Genomic DNA, 22,783 nt, shown 5'->3' on the forward strand with positions numbered 1-22,783 from the left:
ATGCGCATCCCTCCCGCCTTGCGCCGCCCCCTGCCCGCCGCCACGGCGCTGGCCCTGCTGCTGGGCGGCTGCGGCAACGACGACGGCGCCTTCTTCCAGGGCTACGCGGAAGGCGAATATGTCTATGTGGCGTCATCCGAACCCGGGCGGCTAGCCGAACTGCCGGTGCGGCGCGGCCAGCAGGTCGAGGCCGGCGCCCCGCTGTTCGCGCTGGAGGCCGGGCGCGAAACCGCGGCGCGCGACCAGGCCGGCGCGCAACTGGCCGCCGCCGCGGCCCAGTTGGAAGACATCGCCACCGGCAAGCGCCCTGCCGAAGTGGACGTCACCCGGGCGCAGTTGGCGCAGGCCGAGGCCGTCAGCCGGCGTTCGGCCGCGCAACTGCGGCGCGACACCGACCAGTTCCGCATCGGCGGCATCGCGCGGTCGCAGTTGGACGACAGCCGCGAGCAGGCCCAGTCCGACGCGGCGCGGGTGCGCGAACTGAAAGCCCAACTGGACGTGGCCGCCCTGCCCGGCCGCGACGACCAGCGGCTCGCCCAGGCCGCCCAGGTCGAGGCGGCCCGGGCGGCGCTGGCGCAGGCGGACTGGACCCTGGCGCAGAAGCGCCAGGCCGCGCCCGCCGCCGGCCAGGTGTTCGACACGCTGTACCGCGTGGGCGAATGGGTGCCCGCGGGCAGCCCCGTCGTCAGCCTGCTGCCCCCCGGCAATATCAAGGTGCGGCTCTTCGTGCCGCAGGAAGCCCTGGGCGCCTTGAAGATCGGGCAGCAGCTCATGGTGCGCTGCGACGGCTGCGGCGATCCCATCCCGGTGCGCATCGATTACGTTTCCACCCAGGCCGAGTACACGCCGCCCGTCATCTACAGCCGGGAAAGCCGCAGCAAGCTGGTCTACATGATCCAGGCGCGGCCGGCGCCCGAGGCGGCGGCGCGGCTGCATCCGGGCCAGCCCCTCGAAGCGGCGCCCCGATGAACGCGCCGCCCGCCCCGCCGGAGGCCGGCTCCCTCGTCATCGACGTGCGGGGCCTGAACAAGCGCTTCGGCGACAAGCAGGTCGTCGACGACGTGTCGCTCCAGGTGCGGGAAGGCGAGATCTTCGGCTTCCTGGGCCCCAACGGCAGCGGCAAGACCACCTGCATCCGGCTGATGTGCGGGCTGCTGACGCCGGATTCGGGCAGCGGCACCTGCATGGGGTACGACATCCTGCGCGACAGCGAGCAGATCAAGCGGCACGTCGGCTACATGACGCAGAAATTCTCGTACTGGGACGACCTGACCATCCGCGAGAACCTGGACTTCGTCGCGCGCATGTACGGCATGCCCAGGCGCCGGGAAACGGTGGACGAGGCCCTGGAAAGCCTGGGGCTGCAAACCCGCGCCGCGCAACTGACCGGATCGTTGTCGGGCGGCTGGAAGCAGCGGCTGGCGCTGGCCGCCTGCCTGCTGCACCGGCCGCGCCTGCTGCTGCTGGACGAACCCACCGCCGGCGTGGATCCCACCGCGCGGCGCGACTTCTGGGAACAGTTGCACGAGCTGGCCGCGCGCGGCATATCGGTGCTGGTCAGCACGCACTACATGGACGAGGCCGAGCGCTGCCACAAGCTGGCCTATCTTTCGTATGGCCGGCTGCTGACGCAGGGCACGGCGGACGACGTGATCGCCGAGCAGCGCCTGGCCACCTGGGCCATCCGCGGCCACAACCTGGTGCCGCTGGCGCAGCGCCTGCGCGGCGCGCCGGGCGTGGACCAGACGGTGGCCTTCGGTTCCGCGCTGCACATCAGCGGCCGCGACGCGGCGCTGCTGGAACGCACGCTGCAAGACGCCATCGCCGGACAGGACCTGAGCCTGGAACGCATCGACACCAGCCTGGAGGACGTCTTCATCTATCTGATGAACCGCTCCGCCGACAACTACGCGAGCCCGCCATGATCCGCCGCCTGCAAGGCTTTTCCTGGTCGCGCTGGTGGAGCATGGTGCTCAAGGAGTTCCTGCAACTGCGCCGCGACCGCGTCACCTTCGGCATGATCGTGGGCCTGCCCATCATGCAGTTGGCGCTGTTCGGGTACGCCATCAACACCGATCCCAAGCAGATGCCCACCGCCATCGTCGCGGCGGACCACAGCCCCTTCACGCGCAGCTTCGTCGCGGCGATGAAATCGTCGGATTACTTCCGCATCACCGAGGAGCTGGACGACGAGGAAGCCGGACGCGCGGCGCTGGCGCGGGGCCGGGTGCTGTTCGTGCTGACCATCCCGCCGGACTTCAGCCGCAGCCTGCTGCGCGGCGAGCGTCCGGCGCTGCTGATCGAGGCCGACGCGACCGATCCGACGGCCACCGGCCTGGCCATCGGCGCGGCCACCCAGCTATCGCAGGCGGTGGCGGACAAGGACCTGACCGGCCCGCTGGCCGGCCTGGCCGGCGGCCAGCCGCCCTTCGAAGTGCGCGTGCACCGGCTCTACAACGAAGAGCAGGTCTCGCAGTACAACACCGTGCCGGGCCTGATGGGCGTGATCCTGACCATGACGCTGGTGATGATGACCGGCCTGGCCATGACGCGCGAGCGCGAACGCGGCACGATGGAGAACCTGCTGGCGATGCCGGTGCGGCCCATCGAAGTGATGACCGGCAAGATCGTGCCCTACATCGCGATCGGGCTGATCCAGGCCAGCATCATCCTGCTGGCCGCGCGCTTCGTCTTCCACGTGCCGTTCCAGGGTTCGCTGCTGAGCGTGTACCTGGCCGCGCTGCTGTTCATCGCGGCCAACCTGACGGTGGGCATCACGCTGTCGTCGCTGGCGCAGAACCAGTTGCAGGCCATGCAACTGACCATGTTCTATTTCCTGCCCAGCATCCTGCTGTCGGGCTTCATGTTCCCGTTCCAGGGCATGCCGGTATGGGCGCAATACCTGGGCAACCTGCTGCCGCTGACGTATTTCAACCGCCTGATCCGCGGCATCCTGCTCAAGGGCAACGGCTGGTGGGACCTCTGGCCCAGCATCTGGCCGCTGCTGCTGTTCACCGCGGTCGTCATGACCGCCGCCGTGAAGTTCTACCGCCGCACCCTGGATTGAGCCGCCATGTCCCGCTCCCTGCCCACGCCCTTTCTTTCCGACTTCGCGCCGCGGCGCCTGGCCCCGCTGGTCCTGGGCGCGCTGCTCGCGGGCTGCGCCGCCGGGCCGGACTTCCAGGCCCCGGCGGCCCCGGAAACCGACGCCTATCTCGCGCCCGGGGCCGGCGCGCCGTCCGGCGGCGCCCAGCGGCTGGCGGCCGGCGCCGACATCCCCGCCCAATGGTGGCGGCTGTTCCGTTCCGACAAGCTGGACGACCTGCTGCGGCAGGCCCTGCAGGCCAGCCCGACGCTGGAGCAGGCCCGCGCCCGCCTGCGCCAGGCCGGCGAAACGCTGAACGCCGAGACCGGCGGACGCCTGCTGCCCTCGGTCGACGGCAACCTGTCCGTGGCGCGGCAGAAAGTAGACCCCTCGGCCTTCGGCGTGCCGGTGGCCGAGCCGCCCGCGCCCTTCACGCTCTACAACGCCTCGATCGACGTTTCCTACACGCTGGACGTATTCGGCGCCAACCGCCGCGCGCTGGAAGGGCTGGCCGCGCAGGTGGACTACCAGCGCCACGAATTGCAGGCCGCGCGCATGGCGCTGGCGGCCAACGTGGTCACGGCCGCCATCCGGCAGGCCGACCTGAGCGAACGGCTGGACGCCACGCGCGAACTGCTGGCGGCGCAGGTCCGGCAGCGCGACATCATGCGCCAGCGCCTGGACGCGGGCGGCGTCTCGCGGGCCGACCTGAGCAACCAGGAACTGCTGGTCGCGCAGACGCGGGCCACGCTGCCGCCGCTGGACTATCAACTGGCGCAGGTCACGCACCAACTGGCGGTCTACCTGGGCCAGCCGCCGGCGGCCTGGCGGCAGCCGCCGATGCGGCTGGCGGACCTGACCCTGCCCGCCGACGTGCCCACCGGCGTTCCGTCGGCGCTGACGCGCCAGCGCCCCGACGTCCTGGCCGCCGAAGCGCTGTGGCACCAGGCCTCGGCCGACGTGGGCGTGGCCACCGCCAACCTGTATCCGCAGTTCACGCTGACGGCGAGCTTCGGCTCGCAGCGCACCCGCGCCGGCGACCTGTCCGACGGGGTGAACGTGTGGAACCTCGGGCTGGGGCTGGTGCAGCCGCTGTTCCACGGCGGCGAACTGCGCGCCCGCCAGCGCGCCGCCCAGGCCGCGTACGACGCCGCGGCGGCGGCCTACCGCCAGACCGTGCTGGACGGTTTCCGGCAGGTCGCCGACGCCCTGCGGGCGCTGCAGACCGACGGCGACGCGTTCCAGGCCCACGACGACGCGTCGCGCCGGGCGGACGAGGCCGAACGCATCGCGCAGGGCCGCTACCGCGCCGGCGGCATCAGCCACCTGAGCCTGCTGGACAGCCAGCGGCAGCAGTTGCAGGCCCGCATCGCGCGCACCGCGGCCGACGCGGCGCGCTACGCCGACACCGCCGCGCTGCTGCAAGCGCTGGGCGGAGGCTGGTGGAACGAAGCGCCCGCGCCCTGACGCGCCGCCGCGCACCACAACGGTGCGCCCGGCGTCCGGCGCGCGCCCATCTCCGAGAATTCGGGCCGGAAAGTGGCGTTGTGCGAGGTTTGGGAAATCGCTGTATCCGTTGCATCATGCAAGTGCTTATGCTGCACAGATCACAACGATTCATGAATGACCTCCTCGACTTGATCGTCTTCTCCCCCGATGCCGGTCAACGCAAGCGCCGTAGCGGCGCGCTGGCCGAAATGGGCTTCTCGCCGCGCCAGTGCGAAGATTCCAACGGCCTGTTCCGCCTGTTCCAGGCACGCCGCACCCCATTGCTCGTGATGGAAGCCGATCTTTCCGATCTGTGCATGGCCGTCGCGGGCCTGCGGGCCATGGACACCACCGCCGGCATCATCGCCATCTCCAGTTTCGATTCCCCCGAAAACCGCATCCTCGGCCTGCATTGCGGCGCCGACGCCTGCTTCCAGGCCGACGTGGGCACCCCGGAAATCGCCGCGGCGCTGCAGGCGCTGGTGCGCCGCGTGCCCGCCGCGGGCCGCCGTCCCGCCGCCGACGCCGAACCGCGTCCGCCCGCGCCCGCCCCCGAGCCCGCGGGCAAGTGGCAATTCCACGACGCCGCCTGGACGCTGGTCAGCCCGCGGGGCACGCGCCTGTCGCTGACCCAGGCCGAACGCGAATTCCTGCTCAAGCTGACGGCGTCGCCCGACAAGCGCCTGCCGCGCGGCGATTCGCCGGGCATGGACTCCCACGGCGGCCGCGAATCCGTGCGCCGCACCGACGTCGTGGTGAGCCGTTTGCGGCGCAAGGCGCAGGACATGAACGTGGAACTGCCGATCCGCACCGTCTGGGGATGGGGCTACGCCTTCACCGGGGACATCTAGACGCCCGCCGTCCGGCGTATCATGCGGCGTACGGCGCCGAATCCCGTCGCCGGCCCGATCCCCAGTGCCCGCGCCCGACATGGAAGTCTTTGAACGCCTGCAAGCCCTGCTTGCCCAGAACCACGCCCGCTACCGCCTGCTCGAACATCCCGCCGCCGGGCGCTCCGTCGAAGTCGCCGCGATCCGCGGCACCGAGGTCAGCCAGGGCGCGAAGGCGCTGGTCTGCCGCGTGAAGATATCGTCCAACCAGCGCAAGAACGTGCTGGCGGTCTTCCCGGCCGACAGGCAGGCCGACCTGGACGCCATCGCCCGCGCCGCCGGCGGCAAGAAGGCGTCGCTGGCCTCGCAGGATCTGGCGCGGGAACTGACCGGCTGCGAGATCGGCGCCATTCCTCCGTTCACCTTCAATCCCGAACTGCACCTGCTGGTGGATCCCAGCCTGCGGGAACGCCATGGCGAGATCGTGTTCAACGCCGGCCGCCTGGACGCCTCCATCCTCCTGAACACAGAGGATTACTTCCGGCTGGCCGCGCCCGACGAGGCGCCGCTGATCAAGGCCTAGGGCCATGAGGCCGCCGTGTCCCGCCCTTCGATGAACCGCGGCGCGCGCACCTCCAACATGCGCTGGCTGATGAGCCTGGCGCACATGGAGCCGTCTCCGGTCAGCCGCTGGGTGGCGCTGCGCGCCGCCCTGGCGATCGGCCTGCCCGCCGCCGCGGGCCTGGCGCTGGACCAGAGCGCGGCGGCGGCGCTGGTGTCGCTGGGCGCGCTGCCCGCCATCACCGGCGACAACGGCGGCCCCTACCGCAACCGCGCGCTGTCCATCGGATCGACCGTGTTCGGCGGCGCGCTGGGGTATTTGCTGGGCAACCTGATCTCCGGGCACGGCCTGTGGACCGCCGGCGCCATGACGCTGCTGGTGCTGGCGGCCAGCCTGGTCGGCACGTTCAACAACATCGCGGCGGTGGCCACGCTGCAGTTCGCCGTGTATGTGATCGTGGGCGCGAGCCTGACGTCCTCCCTGCCGCCCTGGCTGCCCTCGGTGCTGGTGGGGGCCGGCGGCCTGTTCGGCCTGGCGCTGACCCTGTCGGGCTGGGTGGTCAACCCCATCGCCCCCGAGCGCGCCGCGGTGGCCATGGCCTACCGCAAGCTGGCGGCCATGTTCGCGGCCATCGGCACGTCGCGCACCATGGCCGCGCGGCGCGACATGGAAGCGGCCATGACCACCGCCTACGACACCGTGCTGGCGGCCAGGCGCCGCGCGGCCGGCCCCTCGCCCCGCCTGGCGCGCCTGGCGGCCCAGTTGCAGGCCTGCACGCCGCTGACCAACGCCGCCCTGGCGCTGGCGCGCGCCGGTCGCGTGCTGCCGGCCGACTGCGCGCGCGTCATGAACCGGCTGGCCGACCGCGTGGAAAACGACGCCGTGCCGGATCCCCGCGACGACATCGCCGCGCTGCGGCGCGCGGACATGCCGCAACTGGCCGACGCGCTGGCGCAAGTGCAGCCGCTGCTGGACGGTGGCAGGCTGAGCGAGGCCGACGCCTTCGCCGGCCTGCCGCCGGCGCGGCCCCGCACGCCCTGGCGGGTGCTGGCGCGCACCTACCGGCCCGGGCCAACGACGGTGCGCTACCTGGTCCGCCTGGGCCTGTGCCTGATCGCCGCCGAAGCCGTGGCGCGGGCGGCGGCGCTGCCGCGCTCGTACTGGGTGCCGCTCATCGTGGTGGTGGTGTTCAAGCCCAACTTCGGCTCGGTCTTCGCGCGGGCGCTGCAAAGCTGCGCGGGCAGCGTGATCGGCGTGGCGATCAGCGCGACCGTGCTGGCGCTGGACCGCAACGGGATCGTCAGCCTGCTCACGGTGGCCGGGCTGGCGTCCCTGCTGCCCTGGTCCATCCGGCGCAACTACGGCCTGTTCTCGGCCATCCTGCTGCCCATCCTCATGCTGCTGATCGGCGCGTTGCAGCCGGGCAGTTGGCCGATCGCGCTGGCGCGCCTGATCGACGTGGGCGTGGCGGCGGCCGTCGTGCTGCTGGTCGGCTACCTGCCCTGGATACGCATCGAACGCAGCAACCTGGACAACGCCGTCGCCGCCGCCATGGACACGCTGGCCGCCTACCTGAACACGGTGTTCCAGGCCGATCCCGCCAGCCGGCACGGCCTGCGCGCCAGCGCCTACGCGCGGCTGTCCGATTTGCGCATCGCGCTGCAGCGCGGCCTGTCGGAACCCCGCCTGGTCAGCCGCCGGGCGCTGGCCTGGTGGCCGGTCGAAGTGGCCCTGGAACGCGTGGCCAACGCCATCTCCGACACCGCCTGGTCCGCGCCGGCGGACCAGGTTCCGCCCTCCGCGGCGCAACTGGGGCAACTGGCCGCGTCCCTGCACGCCATGAGCGTCGCGGTCGCCCAGGGCTCGCCGATGCCGCCCGCCTCCATCGCCTCGCCCTCGCCCGCGCTGCGTGACGTGGCCGCCCAGATCGAAACCCTGCGCGCGGCGCTGGCCGGCCCCGATTTCGCGGCCGCGCCCTTCCGCGCCGCGCCCGACAAACCCGCCAACCAGGTCTGAACCATGTGTCTTGCCGTACTGGCCCTGCACGCCCTGCCGGGCATCCCCGTCCTGATCGCCGCCAACCGCGACGAATTCCACGAACGCCCCACGCTCGCCGCCGCGCAATGGCCCGACGCGCCCGGCATCTACGCCGGGCGCGACGCCCGGGCCGGCGGCACCTGGATGGGCGTGACCGACAGTGGACGCTACGCGCTGGTGACCAATTTCCGCGAACCCGGCAGTTTCCTCGAGAACGCGCCGTCCCGCGGCGCGCTGGTGGAAGACTACCTGCGCGGCGCCGAGACGCCGGCCGGCTACCTGGCCCGCGTGCATGAAGCCGGCCAGGCCTACAACGGTTTCAACCTGATCGTGGGCGACACGCGCGAGGCCTGGTATCTCAGCAACCGGGACGGCGGGCCGCGCGCCCTCGCGCCCGGCGTCTATGCCTTGTCCAACCACCTTCTGGACACGCCCTGGCCCAAGCTGGCCCGCACCAAGGCGGCCTTCGCGGCCGTGCTGCGCAGCGGACCGCAGCCCGACCTGCCCGCGCTCATGGCCGCCCTGGCCGACCGCGACCCCGCGGACGACGCCGACCTGCCCGCCACCGGCTTGCCGCTGGACCGGGAAAGGCTATTGAGCAGCCCCTTCATCGTCAGTCCGAACTATGGCACGCGCAGCTCCAGCGTGTTGACGCTGCGCGACGGCGGAGCCGGACAGCTCGATGAAAGGCGTTTCGCTCCCGACGGTTCGGTCGGCGGTGAAAGCCGGCTGACGTTTTCCTGGCGCGCGGCAGGCACCGGAAACAATCGGTAGACATCGAAGGCCGCGCCCGCGCGAACTCCGCGCGGGCGCGGGGGTCGAATTTGCTGTCGCCCCCGTGGCGCGGCGACGACCGCGGCCGGCGCGAAAACGCGCCGGCCATCCTATCAAGGAGAACCTCATGAACAAGCGTATCGAACGCTGCACCATGGCCGCCGCGATGGCCCTGGGCAGCATGGCCTTTGCCGGAGTGCTGTCCACCGTCCAGGCCGGCCTGCCGCCGGTGCAGCACCAGGGCGCCGTGGAATACGTCAGCGGCGGCATCGGCCTGGACGAATCCGAGGCCATGAAGGCCGCCGCCAAGGATTATCCGCTGGCGCTGACGTTCGCCGCGCAACGTGACGGCAAGGCCGATTACGTCGCCAACGTCGGCGTGTCGATCCAGGACGCGCAAGGCAAGCCGGTCCTGCAGACCACCGCCGAAGGCCCCTACATGCTGGTGAAGCTGCCGGCGGGCCGCTACAAGGTATCGGCCACTTATAACGGCGCGGCGCAGGACCGCGAAATCTCGGTGCAGAACGGCGGCACCGCCCGCGCCGTATTCGAATGGAAATAGTCTGCCGCTAGACGCCCGCGAACAGGATCGCGATCACGAAGCCCACCCCGATCGCCCAGACCAGCGAGCGCAGCGCGCCCCAGCCCGCCAGGTACATCGCCAGATAGCCCAGGCGCACGCCCAGCCAGCAGGCCATCAGCGTGGCCACGTGCGCGACGGGCGCCTGGTTGTACAACGCGAACAGCACCGCCGCGAAGAAGAACGGCAGCGCCTCGAAGGTGTTGACCTGCGCCGCGTTGGCGCGGGCGCGCCAGCCTTCCTGGCGCGCGAGCCAGGCGCGCGGATCGTTGTTGTCGAATTGCCTGCCCCCGGCCTTGGCGATGATTGTCGATACGAAAGGCAGCAGCGCCGCCGCCAGCATCAACCACGCGATCGTTTTCATTGTGCGGTTCCTTGGTGTGCGATACGTGGGGGGACGATAACTCAAGGTTGGGGTGGGTGTCAGACCCCCGGGTGGCGGCGGGGCGGATTGACGGTTATCTCGTACGGGTGTCAGACACCTGCGATAACGGGGTGTCCGACACTTCGGGTCTCGCAGGTGTCTGACACCCCTACGAAACGGTCTCCGAACTTGCGCCGGCGTTCCCGGGTGTCTGACACCCCCCCCGCACCGCGTACACTCCCCGCTTCCCCCCCACCACCCCCACCCGTGCCCCTCCTCACCCCCTGGTCCGCCCTGTTCCTCGCCGCCGCCATGCTCTGGCCGCCCGCGACGCGGCGCTGGGCGCTGGTTGCGCTGACGGCCGCCTGGGGCTGGGCCTGGATGGACGGCGCGATCGATCCCGTGGCGCTCGCCTGGCCCGCGCTGCTGGCCGGGGCGGCGGCGCTGGTCCGGCCGGCATCGGGGCCGGCCGCGCGCGCGGCGGGGCATGCCCTGTTCCTGCTGCTGGCCGCGCTATTGTTCCTGCATCTGCTGCCGGGTTTCCACAATCTCCAGGCCATCGCCCCGGCCCCGCTGAGCGCGGACGCCGTCCCTTTCGGCATGTACCTGAACCTGGACAAGCCGCTGGTGGCGTTCTGGGTGGTGCTGGCGCTGGCGCCGCCCATGGCGGGCCGGGACGCGCGCGCCACGCTGGGCCCGGCGATCCTGGCCTGCGCCGCGGCGGCGGCCGTGTGTCTGGGATTGGCGCTGGCCCTGGGCGTCGTGGGCTGGGCGCCCAAATGGCCGGAGGCGGGAACGATCTGGCTGCTGAATAACGCCCTGCTCGTCACGCTGGCCGAGGAGGCGCTGTTCCGCGGCTACCTGCAGCAGCAATTGAGCCTGCGGTGGCGTGGACGCCCCTGGGGCGATTGGGCGGCGCTGGCCGTCGCGGCCGCGCTGTTCGGGCTGGCGCATTACGCGGGCGGCTGGCAGTGGATGCTGCTGGCCGCGCTGGCGGGCGCCGCCTACGGGGCGGCCTACCGCCATGGCGGCCTGGCCGCCGCCGTGCTGGCGCACCTGGGCTTGAACGCGGCGCACTTCGGGCTGTTCACCTACCCGATGCGCGCCGCGTTCTGAGGCCCGCGCCGCCTTATGCCGGCAAGGCCGGATAGTCCGTATAGCCTCCGGGGCCCGGCGCGTAGAACGTGGCGGGATCGGGCCGGTTCAGCGGCGCCTTGAGCGCGTAGCGGCGCGCCAGGTCGGGGTTGGCGATGTACGACACGCCGAAAGCCACGGCGTCCACCTTGCCCGCCACGATGGCGGCTTCGGCGGATTCCCGCGTATAGCCTTCATTGCCGATATAGACGCCGCCGAACGCGGCCTTGAGCGCCGGGCCCAGGCTGTCGGCGGCCTCGTGTTCGCGCACGCACAGGAAGGCGATGCCGCGCTTGCCCAGTTCGCGGGCGACGTAGCCGAACGTGGCGGCCGGGTCCGAATCGCCCATGCTGTGGACTTCGCCGCGCGGCGACAGGTGCACGCCCACCCGGCCCGGTCCCCAGACCGACACGCAGGCGTCCACCGCTTCCAGCAGCAGGCGCGCGCGGTTCTCCACCGGACCGCCGTAGGCGTCGGTGCGCTTATTGGTGCTGTCCTGCAGGAACTGGTCCAGCAGGTAGCCGTTGGCGGCATGCACTTCCACGCCGTCGAAGCCCGCCTCCTGCGCCATCCGGGCGCCGTGGCGGTAGGCCTCGACCACGCCCGGAAGCTCGGCGGTGTCCAGCGCGCGCGGCGTGACATAGGCGCGCAGCGGACGCACATGGCTGACGTGGCCCTCGGCCGCGATGGCGCTGGGCGCCACGGGCAGGTCGCCGTCCAGGAACATCGGATCGGAAATGCGGCCCACGTGCCACAGTTGCGCCACGATCCGGCCGCCGGCGGCGTGCACGGCGGACGTGACCTTGCGCCATCCCTCGACCTGCTCCGGCGTCCACAGCCCCGGCGTGTCCGCGTAGCCGACGCCCTGCGGCGTGACGGCCGTGGCCTCGGTCAGGATCATGCCGGCGCCGGCGCGCTGGGTGTAGTACTCGACCATCAGGTCGTTGGGCACGCGGCCCGGGCCGGCGTGCATGCGCGTCAGGGGCGCCATGATGACGCGGTTGGGCAACGTCAGGTCGCCGACGCGCAGGGGTTCGAATAGCTGGCTCATGCAAAATCCTTCGGCCCCGCATCCGGGGCGCTGGTCGTAGCGGGGCTACATATCCTGGTTGAGTTGCCGCAGGAACGCGGCGATAACGGCTTCGTTGCGACGGAAAAACACCCACTGCCCCACCTTCGTCGCCGAAATCAGGCCCGCGCGCTGCAAAACGGCCAGGTGCGAGGACACGGTCGACTGGGACAACCCGCAGCGGCTGTCGATATGGCCCGCGCATACGCCATGCTCGAAGGTATGGCCCGGGCGTTCCTCGAAGTACGCATGCGGCGTCTTCAGCCACGCGAGAATGTCGCGCCGCACCGGATTGGCCAGCGCCTTGAGGATGGCGTCGGCGTCGATGGCGGATACGGCGGTATCGGGGCTGGAAGAAGAGGCAGTCATATCTGAATATCGCAATTTATCGAATCTTATATCGTAACTACACGATATATAGTCATGCCCCTGCGGGGCGCAGGGCTATCGGGTGGGTTCGCGCCGCGGTTTGAGGCTGTCCGCCCAGTCGCGGGCCAGGTCCCGCCGGGCCCGCCAATTGACCAGCGCGGTAATGGCCATGGCGATGACCGCGCCGGCGGCCGCCAGCGCCATGTCCTTCTGGGCGTCCCAGATGTCGCCCTGCGTGCCCAGGTAGGCCGCGCCCAGGTCGCCGCCGACGGCGGCGGCGGCGCCCCACTCCATCAGTTCGTACAGGGCGGATGTCGACAGCGTGACGTCCATGGGCAGGAAATACGCCCAGAATCCGCGCACTTCGACCACGCGCAGGAAGATCTCGCGGATCGGATAGGCCAGCAGCAGGCCGTAGGAAAAATGCACGACGCGGTCGAAATTGTTCCGCTCCCAGCCGACCAGGCTATTGAAGCCGCGGCCCGTCAGGGCGCGCCACCAGTCGTCGTAGGGCACCAGCGAATAGGTATAGTGCGCGCCGATGGCGTGCAGGCACAGGTACAGGAAGATCAGCGTGTAGGACGTCCGCGAAAACGCGAACCAGCGGCGCGTGACCAGGAGCGCCCCGCCGAAGGCCAGCACCAGCGCGTTCTCCAGCGCCCAGTCGGCGCGGTCGTGCGGCGCGATGGCCAGCGCCAGCCAGATCGCGGCGAACAGCGCGCCCAGCGTATACAGGTAGCGCCGCCGCGCGTCGGCCACGGTCAGTCTCCCTGGACCCGGCCGCGCAGGCGTTTGACCTCGCCGTGCTGCACCTTGCGCTGGACGCGCCGGCGCTGCGAGGCCCGGGTCGGCCGGGTGGCGCGGCGCGGCTTGTCGGGCTGCGCCACCGAGCGCACCATCGCGATCAGGCGTTCGATGGCTTCGGCCCGGTTCTTTTCCTGGCTGCGGAACGACTGCGACTTGATGACGATGACGCCGTCCTTGGAGACGCGGTGGTCGTTCAATGCGCACAGCGCGTCCTGGATTTCGGCCGGCAGGCTGGACGCCCGCACGTCGAACCTCAGGTGGACCGCGCTGGACACTTTGTTGACGTTCTGGCCGCCCGCGCCCTGGGCGCGGATCATGGTGAACGCCAGTTCGCGCTCATCCAGGTAAAGGGAATCTTGGACGTGATACATAGCCCGAGAGTATATAGAGGGACGGCCGGCCGCCGGTTACCCGAAGGTTCTACCGCCCGATGCGCCGCCGCAAGTAAAATAATCCGCTTTGCCCGCTATTTCCGGCGTCCGGCCGCCGGCACCACTCATGACCTATTCCGCCAAAGAAATCTTCAAGACGCTGCAGGGCGAAGGCGCCCATGCGGGCCGCGCGGCGGTATTCTGCCGGTTTGCGGGCTGCAACCTGTGGACGGGCCGCGAAAGCGACCGCGCCAGCGCCGCCTGCACCTTCTGCGACACCGACTTCGTCGGCACCGACGGCGAGGGCGGCGGCAAGTTCGCCACGCCCGAGTCGCTGGCCGACGCCATCGCGGCATGCTGGGGCCCCGGCGCCGAAGACCGCTACGTGGTCTTCACGGGCGGCGAACCCCTGCTTCAACTGGACGCGCCGCTGCTCACGGCCGTCCACGCGCGCGGCTTCACGGTGGCCATCGAAACCAACGGCACCGTCAAGCCGCCCGCCGGCATCGACTGGATCTGCGTCAGCCCCAAGGGCTCGGCCCCGGTCGTGCTGGAACGCGGCGACGAACTGAAGCTCGTCTACCCGCAAGCCAACGCGCTGCCCGAGGCCTTCGCGCACCTGGACTTCGACCACTTTTTCCTGCAACCCATGGACGGCCCCGCGCGCGCGGCCAATACCGAGCAAGCCGTCCAGTACTGTATGCAGCACCCGCAATGGCGGCTCAGCCTGCAGACCCACAAATACATAGGCATTCCATGATTTACCCCCGTCCCCTGCGGAGCGCGCCATGATTTCCGTGACCCGCAGGCTGGAGTTCGACGCCGGCCACCGCATTCCCGACCACCGCAGCCAGTGCCGCAACCTGCACGGCCACCGCTACGTGCTGGAGATCACCCTGACCGGCGACGTGGTGCAGGCGCCGGGCGAGTCCGACAACGGCATGTTGATGGACTTCTCCGAAATCAAGCAGATCGCCAAGACCCACGTCGTCGACGTCTGGGACCACGCCTTCCTGGTCTACGAGGGCGACGCCGCCGTGCGCGCCTTCCTGGACTCGCTGCCCGGCCACAAGACGGTGGTGCTGGACCGCATCCCCACGGCCGAAAACCTGGCGGCCATCGTCTTCGATATCCTGGCGCCCCACTACCACGGCCACTATGGCGCGGACCTGCGCCTGACCCGCGTGCGCCTGTACGAAACCCCCAACTGCTGGGCGGACTGCAACGGCTGATCCCCCCGGGGTCGGCGCGGCCGGGTTTTCCATGAGTGGAAAACCCGTTCCCTATTTTCCCGATTGAGAGAATCTATGGAGATATTCGCCATTTTCAATTATTAGTAAGCTAATAGATAGGATACAATCTATTCCATGAACACGCCCTCCGACTCCCGACTCATGGCCACCACCGCCAACCTGATGGTGCTGTCGCGCGCCTACCGCGGCGCCGCCGACAAAGCGCTGGCCGACTACGGCCTTTCCCAGGCCACGGCCTGGCCCGTCATCCTGGCCGGCCGCCTGGGAGACGGCGTGCGCCAGGGCACCCTGGCCGAAGCGCTGGGCGTCGAAGGCCCCTCGCTGGTGCGGGTGCTGGACCAGTTGGTGGCCGCGGGCCTGATGGAGCGCCGCGAAGATCCGCACGACCGCCGCGCCAAGACCCTGCACCTGACCGACGCCGGCCATGCGCTGCGCGCGCAGGTCGAGGAAGTGCTGGTCGAACTGCGCCGCCGCCTGTTCCGGGGCGTCAGCGAAGCGGACCTGGAAGCCTGCCTGCGCGTCTTCGAAACCCTGAAGGTTTCGCTGGGCCGCAGCGGCGCCGGCGCGCGGCAACAGGACGAGCAGCCGTGAAACTGCCGAACGTCCGCGAAACCATCTTCTCGCTGAAGAGCTACCTGAGCGCCATCACGGCGCTCTACCTGGCCTACAGCATCGGGTTGCCGCGTCCGTTCTGGGCCATGACCACCGCCTACGTCGTGGCCCAGCCCTGGTCGGGCGCGGTGCGCTCCAAGGCGCTGTACCGCCTGACGGGCACCTTCTTCGGCTCGGCCGCCACGGTCTACATGGTGCCGCGCCTGTCGAATTCCCCGGTCGTCATGACCGCCGCCATGGTGCTGTGGGTGGGCGCCTGCCTGTACCTGTCCGTGCTGGACCGCACGCCGCGCTCGTACCTGTTCATGCTGGCGGGCTACACCGCCGCGATGATCGGCTTTCCCAGCGTGACGGACCCTTCCCTGGTGTTCGACACCGCGCTCGCCCGCGTCGAGGAAATCAGCCTGGGCATCGTCTGCGCCACGCTGATCCACAGCGTCGTGCTGCCGCGCGGCCTGGCCCCGGCGCTGACCTTGATGCTGGACAAGGCGGTGCGCGATGCCCGCAACTGGATGCACGACACGCTCAGCGGCCAGGCCGCCGAACAGAAGGACCGCGACCGCCGCGTGCTGGCCAACGACATCACCCAGTTGCGCCTGCTGTCCACGCACGTGCCGTTCGACACCGGCAATCTGCGCTGGACCTCGGGCGCGGTGCGCGCCATGCAGGACCAGATCGCGGCCCTGACGCCCGCCGTCTCCGCCGTCGAAGACCGCATGCGCGCCCTGCAGGCCGGCGGCCAGCCGCTGCCGGAAGCGGTGTCGGCGCTGCTGAGCGACATTTCCGAATGGATCAACGCGGGCGCCCACGCCACCCATGAAACCGCCGTGCGCCTGCGCGCCGCGGTCACCCGGCTCACGCCTTCGATCGACAGCCGCTCCACCTGGCGCGACGCCTTGCTGGCCAGCCTGATGACGCGCCTGCGCGAACTCATCGACACCTACGACGAATGCCTGGCGCTGCGCCGCGAAATCCGCGCCGGGCTGCAAGGCGCGCCGCTGCGCTCGCCGCGCTCCAAGCGCGCGCCCAAGACGGTGCTGCACCGCGACCGCGGCATGGCGCTGCTGTCGGCGCTGGCCGCCGGCGTGGCCATCTCGGTCTGCTGCGCCTTCTGGATCGGCACGGCCTGGAGCAACGGCGCCACCGCCGCGCTCATGGCCGCCATCTTCAGTTGCTTCTTCGCCTCGCAGGACAACCCGGTTCCCGGCATCATGCAGTTCCTGACCTACACGGTCTATTCGATCCCGCTGTCCGCGCTGTACCTGCTGGGCATCATGCCCGCCATCCATTCGTTCGAGATGCTGGCGCTGGCGATGCTGCCCACGGCCTTCGTGCTGGGCATCTTCATCGCCCGGCCCGCCAGCGCCGGCAAGGCCATGGCCATGCTGTTCGGGTTCCTGGGCACGATGGCGCTGCAGGACACCAATACCGCCGACGTCGTGTCCTTCATCGACACGCAGGTCGCGCAGTGCATGGGGGTGGCCACGGCCGCCATCATCGCCGCCATCTTCCGCACGGTCAGCGCCGACTGGAGCGCGCGCCGCATCCAGGCCGCCAACTGGAAGGAACTGGAAACGCTGGCAAGCTCGCCGCGGGCGCCCTCGCGCCATACCTACACCGCCCGCATGCTGGACCGCATCGGCCTGCTGCAGCCGCGCCTGGCGCTGGCCAAGCGCCCGGACGACGTGGTCGCCGCCGACGCGCTGAAGGACCTGCGCGTGGGCCGCGACATCACCGAACTGCAACGCGCGCGCCGCCACTTGCCCATGGCCGAGGCCACCATCGAGCCGGTGCTCGACAGCCTGGCCGGCTTCTTCCGCGCCCGCTCGGCGTGGCGGATCGGCGAGAAGACGCCTGAATTCCTGGTGCAGATCGACCGCGCGCTGTCCAGCGTCGCCGCCGCGCCGCAGGGCGCCGCCGCGCGCGACCGCGCCGTGGTCGCCCTGGTGGGCATCCGCCGCGCCTTCTTCCCCGACGCGCCCGACTACCAACCCGCCCACCCGACGCTGGAAGGCCAGACATCATGATCGGCGAATTCAATCTCTACGGCATTTACTTCCCCTGGCTGCTCGTGCTGGGCGTGGTCACCCTGGGCGTCGCCTGGGCGGTGCGCCGCGTGCTGGCCCGCGCCGGGCTGTACCGCCTGGTGTGGCACCCCGCGCTGTTCGACCTCGCGCTGTTCGTGGTGCTGCTGTATGGCGTATCCCTCATTTCCCCGCATTTTCTCCCGAGATAGGTATGAAACTCCCCAATGCCCTGCGCCCTGCCGCCATCGGCAAATTCGCGGTGACAGCCGTCGTCGTCGCCGCGGCCGCCTACGCCGGCTGGCAGCTCTGGGTGCACTATGAAGTCGAACCCTGGACGCGCGACGGCCGAGTCAAGGCCTATGTGGTGCAAGTCGCGCCCGATGTCTCCGGCCTGGTGACCAGCGTGCCCGTGCACGACAACCAGGACGTGAAGGCCGGGGACCTGCTGTTCGAAATCGACCGCGCCCGCTTCCAGCTCGCCTTCGACCAGGCCCAGGCCTCGGTGCGTTCGCAGCAGGTGGCGCGCGACCAGGCGCTGCGCGACGCCAAGCGCAACCGCTCGCTGGGCCAACTGGTGGCCGCCGAAGCCCTGGAACAGAGCCAGACGCGCCTGCAGCAGACCGAAGCCGCGCTGGCGCAGGCCGAAGTGCAACTGGACACCGCGCGCCTGAACCTCGAACGCAGCCGCGTGCTGGCCGCCAACGACGGCCGCATCACCAACCTGGACCTGCGCGCGGGCTCCTACGCCACCGCCGGCCATGGCGTGATGGCGCTGGTGGACTCCGGCTCCTTCTACGTGGAAGGCTACTTCGAGGAAACCAAGCTGCCCGGCATCCATGAAGGCGACCCCGTCACGGTGACGCTGATGGGCGATTCGCGCCGCATCCGCGGTCACGTGGAAAGCATCGCCCTGGGCATCGCCGACCGCGACCGCAGCACCGGCGCCAACCTGCTGCCCAACGTGAACCCCACCTTCAACTGGGTGCGCCTGGCGCAGCGCATCCCGGTGCGCGTGAAGATCGACGACGTGCCCCCGGGGGTGCGCCTGGTGGCCGGCCAGACGGCCACCGTGTCGGTGGACGCCAAACCCGCCCAGGCGCCGGCCGACGCGCGCCTGCCGTCCTGATCCCTTTGCCCGGTCCCAACCTTTTTATCGACGCCCAGCCGTAACTACCATGAACACCAGAAACCTCCTGCCGCTGATGCTGGCCCTCGCGCTGGCCGGATGCACCACCGTGGGCCCTGACTATCAGGTGCCCCCGGACGCGGTGGCCGAGCGGCAGAGCGCGCGGGCGCCCTTCGCGCAAGCGCAGGAAAACGTGTTCCGGCAGGAGGCGGTGCCCGGCCGCTGGTGGCGCCTGTACAACGATCCCGTGCTGGACGGGCTGGTGGAAAAGGCCCTGGCCGCCAACACCGACCTGCGCGCGGCCAGCGCCAACCTGGAGCGCGCGCAAGCCGCCTTGCGGGAAACGCAGGCGCAGCAGCAGCCCGGCATCGGCGTCAATGCCTCGCCCACCTTCGGCCACGCGTCCGGCCTGCAGGAACTGCAGCCCGGCATCGATCCGCCCGACCGCTGGTCCTACTCCGCGGGCGCCAGCGTGTCCTACCAACTGGACCTGTTCGGCCAGATCCGCCGCGCCGTGGAAGCCTCCACCGGCGACGCCCAGGCCGCGCAGGCGGCCTACGACGCCACCCGCGTCACCGTGGCCGCCGAAACCGCCCGCGCCTACGCCAATATCTGCTCGGCCGGCATGCAGCTTGCCTCCGCCCGGCATTCCGTGCAGGTGCAGAAGGAATCCCTGGACGCGGTGGCGCGGCTGCAGCGCGCCGGCCGCGGCACGGCGCTGGACGTGACCCGCGCCCGCAGCCAGCTCGAACAATTGCAGGCCAACCTGCCGCCCTTCGAAGCCCAGCAGCGCACCGCGCTGTACCGCCTGGCGGCGCTGACCGGCCAGACGCCGGCCGAAGCCTCGCCCGCGCTGCTGCAATGCGCCGCGCCGCCCCGGCTGGCCGAGACCATTCCAGTCGGAGACGGCGCCGCGCTGCTGCGCCGCCGCCCGGACATCCGCCAGGCTGAACGCACCCTGGCCGCGGCCACCGCGCGCATCGGCGTCGCCACCGCGGACCTCTATCCCAAGATCACGCTGGGCCTGTCGGCCGCCTCGGGCGGCCCGGCCAGCATGTTCGGCGACCGCGGCACGTTCAGTTGGAGCGTGGGCCCCCTGATCTCCTGGACGATTCCCAACACCGGCGCCGCGCAGGCCCGCATCGCGCAGGCGCAGGCCGGCACCAAGGCCGCGGCGGCCCACTTCGACGCGGCCGTGCTGAACGCGCTGCGGGAAACGGAAAGCGCGCTGGTGGTCTACGCCCGGCAACTGGACCGCGACGCCTCGCTGCGCGCCGCGCGCGACCAGAGCGCCGAGGCCGCCTCCCAGGCGAGCCAGTTGTTCCGCTACGGCAAGACCGACTACCTGACGGTGCTGGACGCCGAACGCACGCTGGCCACCAATGAAAGCGCGCTGGCGGCCTCGCAGGCCGACCTCAGCAACGACCAGATCGCCCTGTTCCTGGCGCTGGGCGGCGGCTGGGAAAAATAAGCCGCGGCCCTCTTCCCCTCCGCGGACGGCCTCATGCCGTCCGCCCCCTCCCTTCCCCCCGGCGTCCGCCCCGCAATACCTCCCCGCCAAACAATTTCCATAATATGGATTTGATATTGATCCATGGAAATTCGCGACAGTAGAATCGTCACAGTCCCATCAGCATCTGGAATGGGCTTCGCAACAAGAAAGCCGAGGCCCCGGATGCCCGACCGGGCGAGATGCCGGAAATTTATCCATAATATGGAATATCAACCCACCACTATGAACGCGCGCATCCTGGACAGCATCACCAAGCTCGGGCCGGCCGATGCCGGCCGGGTGGTGATCGCCGGCTCTCATGGCGGCCGCTACGCCGCCTATTGCGCGGCGCGCGGACAGGTCCGGGCCGTGGTGCTCAACGATGCCGGAGTCGGCTGGCGGCAGGCCGGCATTGCCGGCCTGGCCGATCTGGAAACCTGGGGCATCGCCGCCGCCGCCGCCGATTACCGAAGCTGCCGGATCGGCGACGGCGCCGATATGGCCCGGCATGGCCTCGTCAGCCACGTCAATGCGCTCGCGTCCGCGTTGCAGTGCCGGCCCGGCATGCCCGTGGCCGAGGCCGCGAGGCTGCTGGAGCAGGCCGTTGCGCCGCGCACCCGCCCCGAAGCCAGGGAAGAATCGCGCACCGTACTCAGAATGGCCCGCGACGGCGCGCCGCTGGTGATCGGCGTGGATTCCGTCTCCCTGCTCAACGGCGAAGACGATGGCCTGATCGCCGTCACGGCCTCCCATGGCGAAGCCCTGGCGACGCTGGGAACCGACGGCGTCGGCCCCGCCCCGAGGCTGGTCACGTTCAACGACGCAGGCATCGGCAAGGACGGCGCCGGAACGGGCCGCTTGCCGCTGCTGCAACGGCGCGGCATCGCGGCGGCGACCGTCTCGGCCGGCAGCGCGCGCATCGGCGACGCGCGGTCCTGCCATGACGAAGGCGTGATCTCCCGCGCCAACGCGGCGGCCCTTGAACTCGGCTGCCGCCCCGGCACCCCACTGAAAACGTTTATCGATGCCCTGCTTGCAGCGCGCGACATCCACTAGGAGCAAGACCCGCATGTCGGAAAAACTGGAAATCACGGGCGGCGAAGCCATCGCGCGCATGTTCGCGGCGCATGAGGTGGGCCTGATGTTCGGCATGGGCGGCTTTCAGCTACTGCCGTTCTATGACGCCGTCCGCCGCCTGAAGCTGAATCACAACCTCATCAACGACGAACGCTGCGCGGTCTTCGCGGCCGACGCCTACACCAAGGTCAGCGGCCGTCCGGGCGTATGCGACGCGACCCTGGGACCGGGCGCCACCAATCTGGTGACGGGCCTGGCCGAGGCCTATAACGCGGGCACCGCGATGGTCGCCCTGGTGGGCGATTCGCACCGGATGCACTCGTGGAAGAACATGACGCAGGAAGCGCGCCAACTGGAAGTGCTGCGCCCCGTCGTCAAGGATGTGCTGCGCGTGGAGAAGATCGAGCGCATTCCGGAACTGGTGCGTCGCGCGTTCGCGGTCGCCACCAGCGGGCGCCCCGGCCCCGTGGTGCTGGACGTGCCCGAAGACATCGCGCACGAGGTCCACGCCTTCGACGCGGACGCGTTCCATTCCAGCCCCAGCTATCGCCGCGCGCCCGCCCTGCGCTGCCGGCCGGCAAGCGGCGATCTCCAGCAGGCCGCCGCCATGCTGGCCGGCGCCGCCCGCCCCCTGATGCTGTGCGGCGGCGGCGTCCATATCAGCGACGCGGCCGACACGGTGCAGGCATTCGCCCGGCGCTTCGGCATCCCGGTGGCGCACACCATGAGCGGCAAGGGCGCCATCTCCTGCGGCGATCCCTTGAACGCCGGTCTGTTCGGCCGCTACAGCCGCATCGCCAACGAGCTGATCGCCAAGTCCGATTGTCTGTTCGTGGTGGGCTGCAAGCTGGGCGAAGTCGCGACACGCCGCTACGACCTGCTGCCGGCCGGCACGCCCATCATCCACCTGGACATCGTGGCCGAAGAATTCGACCGCACCGCCACCCCGTCGTTGCGGTTGTGGGGCGATGTGCAGGCCACGCTGCAGGATCTGGGGGAACGCATGGCGGCCCAGGCCGGCGCCCCCTCGGCCAGACGCGAGGACTACCTGGCCGAGGTCGATCAGGCCATGCGGACGTGGCGCGAGTCCGTCCATGCCAAGCTGACCGCGGCGGAGACGCCCATCGGCATGGCGCGCCTGATGCATGAAATCAACGCGACGCTGCCCGAAGACGGCATCCTGGTGGCCGACGGCGGCTTCGCCGCGCATTGGGGCGGCCTGCTGTTCGACACCAAGCGCGCCGGACGCGGCTTCGTGCCGGACCGCGGCTTCGCGTCGATCGGCTACGGCATTCCAGGCGCCATCGGCGCCGCCGCCGCGGCGCCGGGCCGCCAGGTGGTCAGCCTGACGGGCGACGGCGGCTGCAATATGTCCCTGGGCGAACTGGAAACCGCGGTGCGGATGGGCCTGGCCTTTACGCTGATCGTCGTCAACAACGCGGCGTCCGGATACATCAAGGCGCTGCAGCACCTGATGTACGGCAGCGGAAGCTACCAATCGTCCGACCTGGCGGAAACCAACTACGCCAACGTGGCGCGCGCGCTGGGCTGCAACGGCATACGGGTCGAGGATCCGGCCGCCATCCAGGCCGCGCTTCAAGCCGCCTATGCCTGCAAGGACCGCCCGACCATCCTGGACGTGGTGGTAACGCGCGACCCCGCGCACATGCTGCCCGGCGTGGACAGCCGGGCGGCCAAGATCAAGCCGGGCGACCGCATCGCCTGA

Annotated in this window: 24 protein-coding genes; 19 read left to right on the top strand and 5 right to left on the bottom strand. The window is 70.4% G+C overall.

Annotated features, from left to right (window positions below):
* The 9 genes from WHX56_RS21040 to WHX56_RS21080 all read left to right on the top strand — a co-directional run bounded on the left by WHX56_RS21040 (position 1) and on the right by WHX56_RS21080 (position 9,338).
* A complete protein-coding gene (locus WHX56_RS21040; RefSeq protein ID WP_338878872.1) occupies positions 1–969 on the top strand; it encodes an HlyD family secretion protein in 969 nt (322 codons plus the stop codon).
* Positions 966–1,925 carry an ABC transporter ATP-binding protein gene (locus WHX56_RS21045; RefSeq protein WP_338878873.1) on the top strand — a complete coding sequence of 320 codons (960 nt, stop codon included), beginning with the start codon at positions 966–968 and terminating at the stop codon, positions 1,923–1,925. The genes WHX56_RS21040 and WHX56_RS21045 overlap by 4 nt, the downstream gene beginning before the upstream one ends.
* On the top strand, positions 1,922–3,067 hold the full coding sequence (locus tag WHX56_RS21050; protein WP_287753868.1) for an ABC transporter permease: 1,146 nt from the start codon (positions 1,922–1,924) through the stop codon (positions 3,065–3,067). Before WHX56_RS21045 ends, WHX56_RS21050 begins: the two co-directional genes overlap by 4 nt.
* A 6-nt stretch (positions 3,068–3,073) precedes the next feature.
* On the top strand, positions 3,074–4,552 hold the full coding sequence (locus WHX56_RS21055) for an efflux transporter outer membrane subunit (RefSeq protein ID WP_338878874.1): 1,479 nt from the start codon (positions 3,074–3,076) through the stop codon (positions 4,550–4,552).
* A gap of 152 nt (positions 4,553–4,704) precedes the next feature.
* Complete coding sequence (locus WHX56_RS21060) at positions 4,705–5,424, top strand: DNA-binding response regulator (protein WP_287753866.1); 720 nt, start codon at positions 4,705–4,707, stop codon at positions 5,422–5,424.
* A 79-nt stretch (positions 5,425–5,503) separates the two neighbouring features.
* A complete protein-coding gene (locus tag WHX56_RS21065; RefSeq protein WP_129240681.1) occupies positions 5,504–5,986 on the top strand; it encodes a YbaK/prolyl-tRNA synthetase associated domain-containing protein in 483 nt (160 codons plus the stop codon).
* A gap of 15 nt (positions 5,987–6,001) precedes the next feature.
* The gene (locus WHX56_RS21070) at positions 6,002–7,981 is read left to right on the top strand and encodes an FUSC family protein (protein ID WP_338878875.1); all 1,980 of its coding nucleotides are present in this window, start codon (positions 6,002–6,004) and stop codon (positions 7,979–7,981) included.
* A 3-nt stretch (positions 7,982–7,984) separates the two neighbouring features.
* Positions 7,985–8,776: an NRDE family protein gene (locus WHX56_RS21075; protein ID WP_338878876.1), complete on the top strand. Its 792-nt coding sequence runs from the start codon at positions 7,985–7,987 to the stop codon at positions 8,774–8,776.
* 127 nt (positions 8,777–8,903) lie between these two features.
* Entirely contained in the window at positions 8,904–9,338 is a 435-nt protein-coding gene (locus WHX56_RS21080) for a carboxypeptidase-like regulatory domain-containing protein (protein WP_338878877.1), read from the top strand.
* A 7-nt stretch (positions 9,339–9,345) separates the two neighbouring features.
* On the opposite strand, the gene WHX56_RS21085 is transcribed toward WHX56_RS21080, so the two are convergent.
* Positions 9,346–9,720: an MAPEG family protein gene (locus tag WHX56_RS21085; RefSeq protein ID WP_287753861.1), complete on the bottom strand. Its 375-nt coding sequence runs from the start codon at positions 9,718–9,720 to the stop codon at positions 9,346–9,348.
* Positions 9,721–10,032: 312 nt separating this feature from the next.
* Here WHX56_RS21085 and WHX56_RS21090 point away from each other — a divergent pair, with 312 nt between their 5' ends.
* On the top strand, positions 10,033–10,836 hold the full coding sequence (locus WHX56_RS21090; protein WP_422393667.1) for a type II CAAX prenyl endopeptidase Rce1 family protein: 804 nt from the start codon (positions 10,033–10,035) through the stop codon (positions 10,834–10,836).
* A gap of 13 nt (positions 10,837–10,849) precedes the next feature.
* Here WHX56_RS21090 and WHX56_RS21095 read toward each other — a convergent pair whose 3' ends face one another.
* The 4 genes from WHX56_RS21095 to arfB all read right to left on the bottom strand — a co-directional run bounded on the left by WHX56_RS21095 (position 10,850) and on the right by arfB (position 13,470).
* Positions 10,850–11,905 (bottom strand): alkene reductase, encoded by a 1,056-nt coding sequence (locus WHX56_RS21095; RefSeq protein WP_338878879.1) that lies wholly within the window; start codon positions 11,903–11,905, stop codon positions 10,850–10,852.
* Positions 11,906–11,950: 45 nt separating this feature from the next.
* Entirely contained in the window at positions 11,951–12,292 is a 342-nt protein-coding gene (locus WHX56_RS21100; protein WP_129240676.1) for an ArsR/SmtB family transcription factor, read from the bottom strand.
* A 75-nt stretch (positions 12,293–12,367) separates the two neighbouring features.
* Positions 12,368–13,051: a DUF2238 domain-containing protein gene (locus WHX56_RS21105; RefSeq protein WP_338878880.1), complete on the bottom strand. Its 684-nt coding sequence runs from the start codon at positions 13,049–13,051 to the stop codon at positions 12,368–12,370.
* A gap of 2 nt (positions 13,052–13,053) precedes the next feature.
* A complete protein-coding gene (gene arfB, locus WHX56_RS21110) occupies positions 13,054–13,470 on the bottom strand; it encodes an alternative ribosome rescue aminoacyl-tRNA hydrolase ArfB (RefSeq protein ID WP_129240675.1) in 417 nt (138 codons plus the stop codon).
* A 127-nt stretch (positions 13,471–13,597) separates the two neighbouring features.
* Here arfB and queE point away from each other — a divergent pair, with 127 nt between their 5' ends.
* The 9 genes from queE to WHX56_RS21155 all read left to right on the top strand — a co-directional run bounded on the left by queE (position 13,598) and on the right by WHX56_RS21155 (position 22,783).
* Positions 13,598–14,230 (top strand): 7-carboxy-7-deazaguanine synthase, encoded by a 633-nt coding sequence (gene queE, locus WHX56_RS21115; RefSeq protein WP_129240674.1) that lies wholly within the window; start codon positions 13,598–13,600, stop codon positions 14,228–14,230.
* Between the two features lie 28 nt (positions 14,231–14,258).
* Positions 14,259–14,702 carry a 6-carboxytetrahydropterin synthase QueD gene (queD, locus tag WHX56_RS21120; RefSeq protein ID WP_129240673.1) on the top strand — a complete coding sequence of 148 codons (444 nt, stop codon included), beginning with the start codon at positions 14,259–14,261 and terminating at the stop codon, positions 14,700–14,702.
* 135 nt (positions 14,703–14,837) lie between these two features.
* Positions 14,838–15,314, top strand: a complete 477-nt coding sequence (locus WHX56_RS21125) for a MarR family winged helix-turn-helix transcriptional regulator (RefSeq protein ID WP_129240672.1) — start codon at positions 14,838–14,840, stop codon at positions 15,312–15,314.
* Positions 15,311–17,362, top strand: a complete 2,052-nt coding sequence (locus WHX56_RS21130) for an FUSC family protein (protein ID WP_338878881.1) — start codon at positions 15,311–15,313, stop codon at positions 17,360–17,362. Before WHX56_RS21125 ends, WHX56_RS21130 begins: the two co-directional genes overlap by 4 nt.
* Positions 17,359–17,571, top strand: coding sequence for a DUF1656 domain-containing protein (locus tag WHX56_RS21135; RefSeq protein ID WP_129240670.1), 213 nt, complete (start codon positions 17,359–17,361; stop codon positions 17,569–17,571). Before WHX56_RS21130 ends, WHX56_RS21135 begins: the two co-directional genes overlap by 4 nt.
* 2 nt (positions 17,572–17,573) lie before the next feature.
* Positions 17,574–18,488 (top strand): HlyD family secretion protein, encoded by a 915-nt coding sequence (locus WHX56_RS21140; protein ID WP_287755431.1) that lies wholly within the window; start codon positions 17,574–17,576, stop codon positions 18,486–18,488.
* A 49-nt stretch (positions 18,489–18,537) separates the two neighbouring features.
* Positions 18,538–19,959, top strand: coding sequence for an efflux transporter outer membrane subunit (locus WHX56_RS21145; protein WP_338878882.1), 1,422 nt, complete (start codon positions 18,538–18,540; stop codon positions 19,957–19,959).
* Positions 19,960–20,223: 264 nt separating this feature from the next.
* Positions 20,224–21,036, top strand: coding sequence for a hypothetical protein (locus WHX56_RS21150; RefSeq protein ID WP_338878883.1), 813 nt, complete (start codon positions 20,224–20,226; stop codon positions 21,034–21,036).
* A 13-nt stretch (positions 21,037–21,049) separates the two neighbouring features.
* A complete protein-coding gene (locus WHX56_RS21155) occupies positions 21,050–22,783 on the top strand; it encodes a thiamine pyrophosphate-binding protein (protein WP_338878884.1) in 1,734 nt (577 codons plus the stop codon).

Source organism: Achromobacter veterisilvae, from assembly GCF_037619525.1.
In the GTDB taxonomy this organism is placed as follows: domain Bacteria; phylum Pseudomonadota; class Gammaproteobacteria; order Burkholderiales; family Burkholderiaceae_B; genus Achromobacter; species Achromobacter veterisilvae.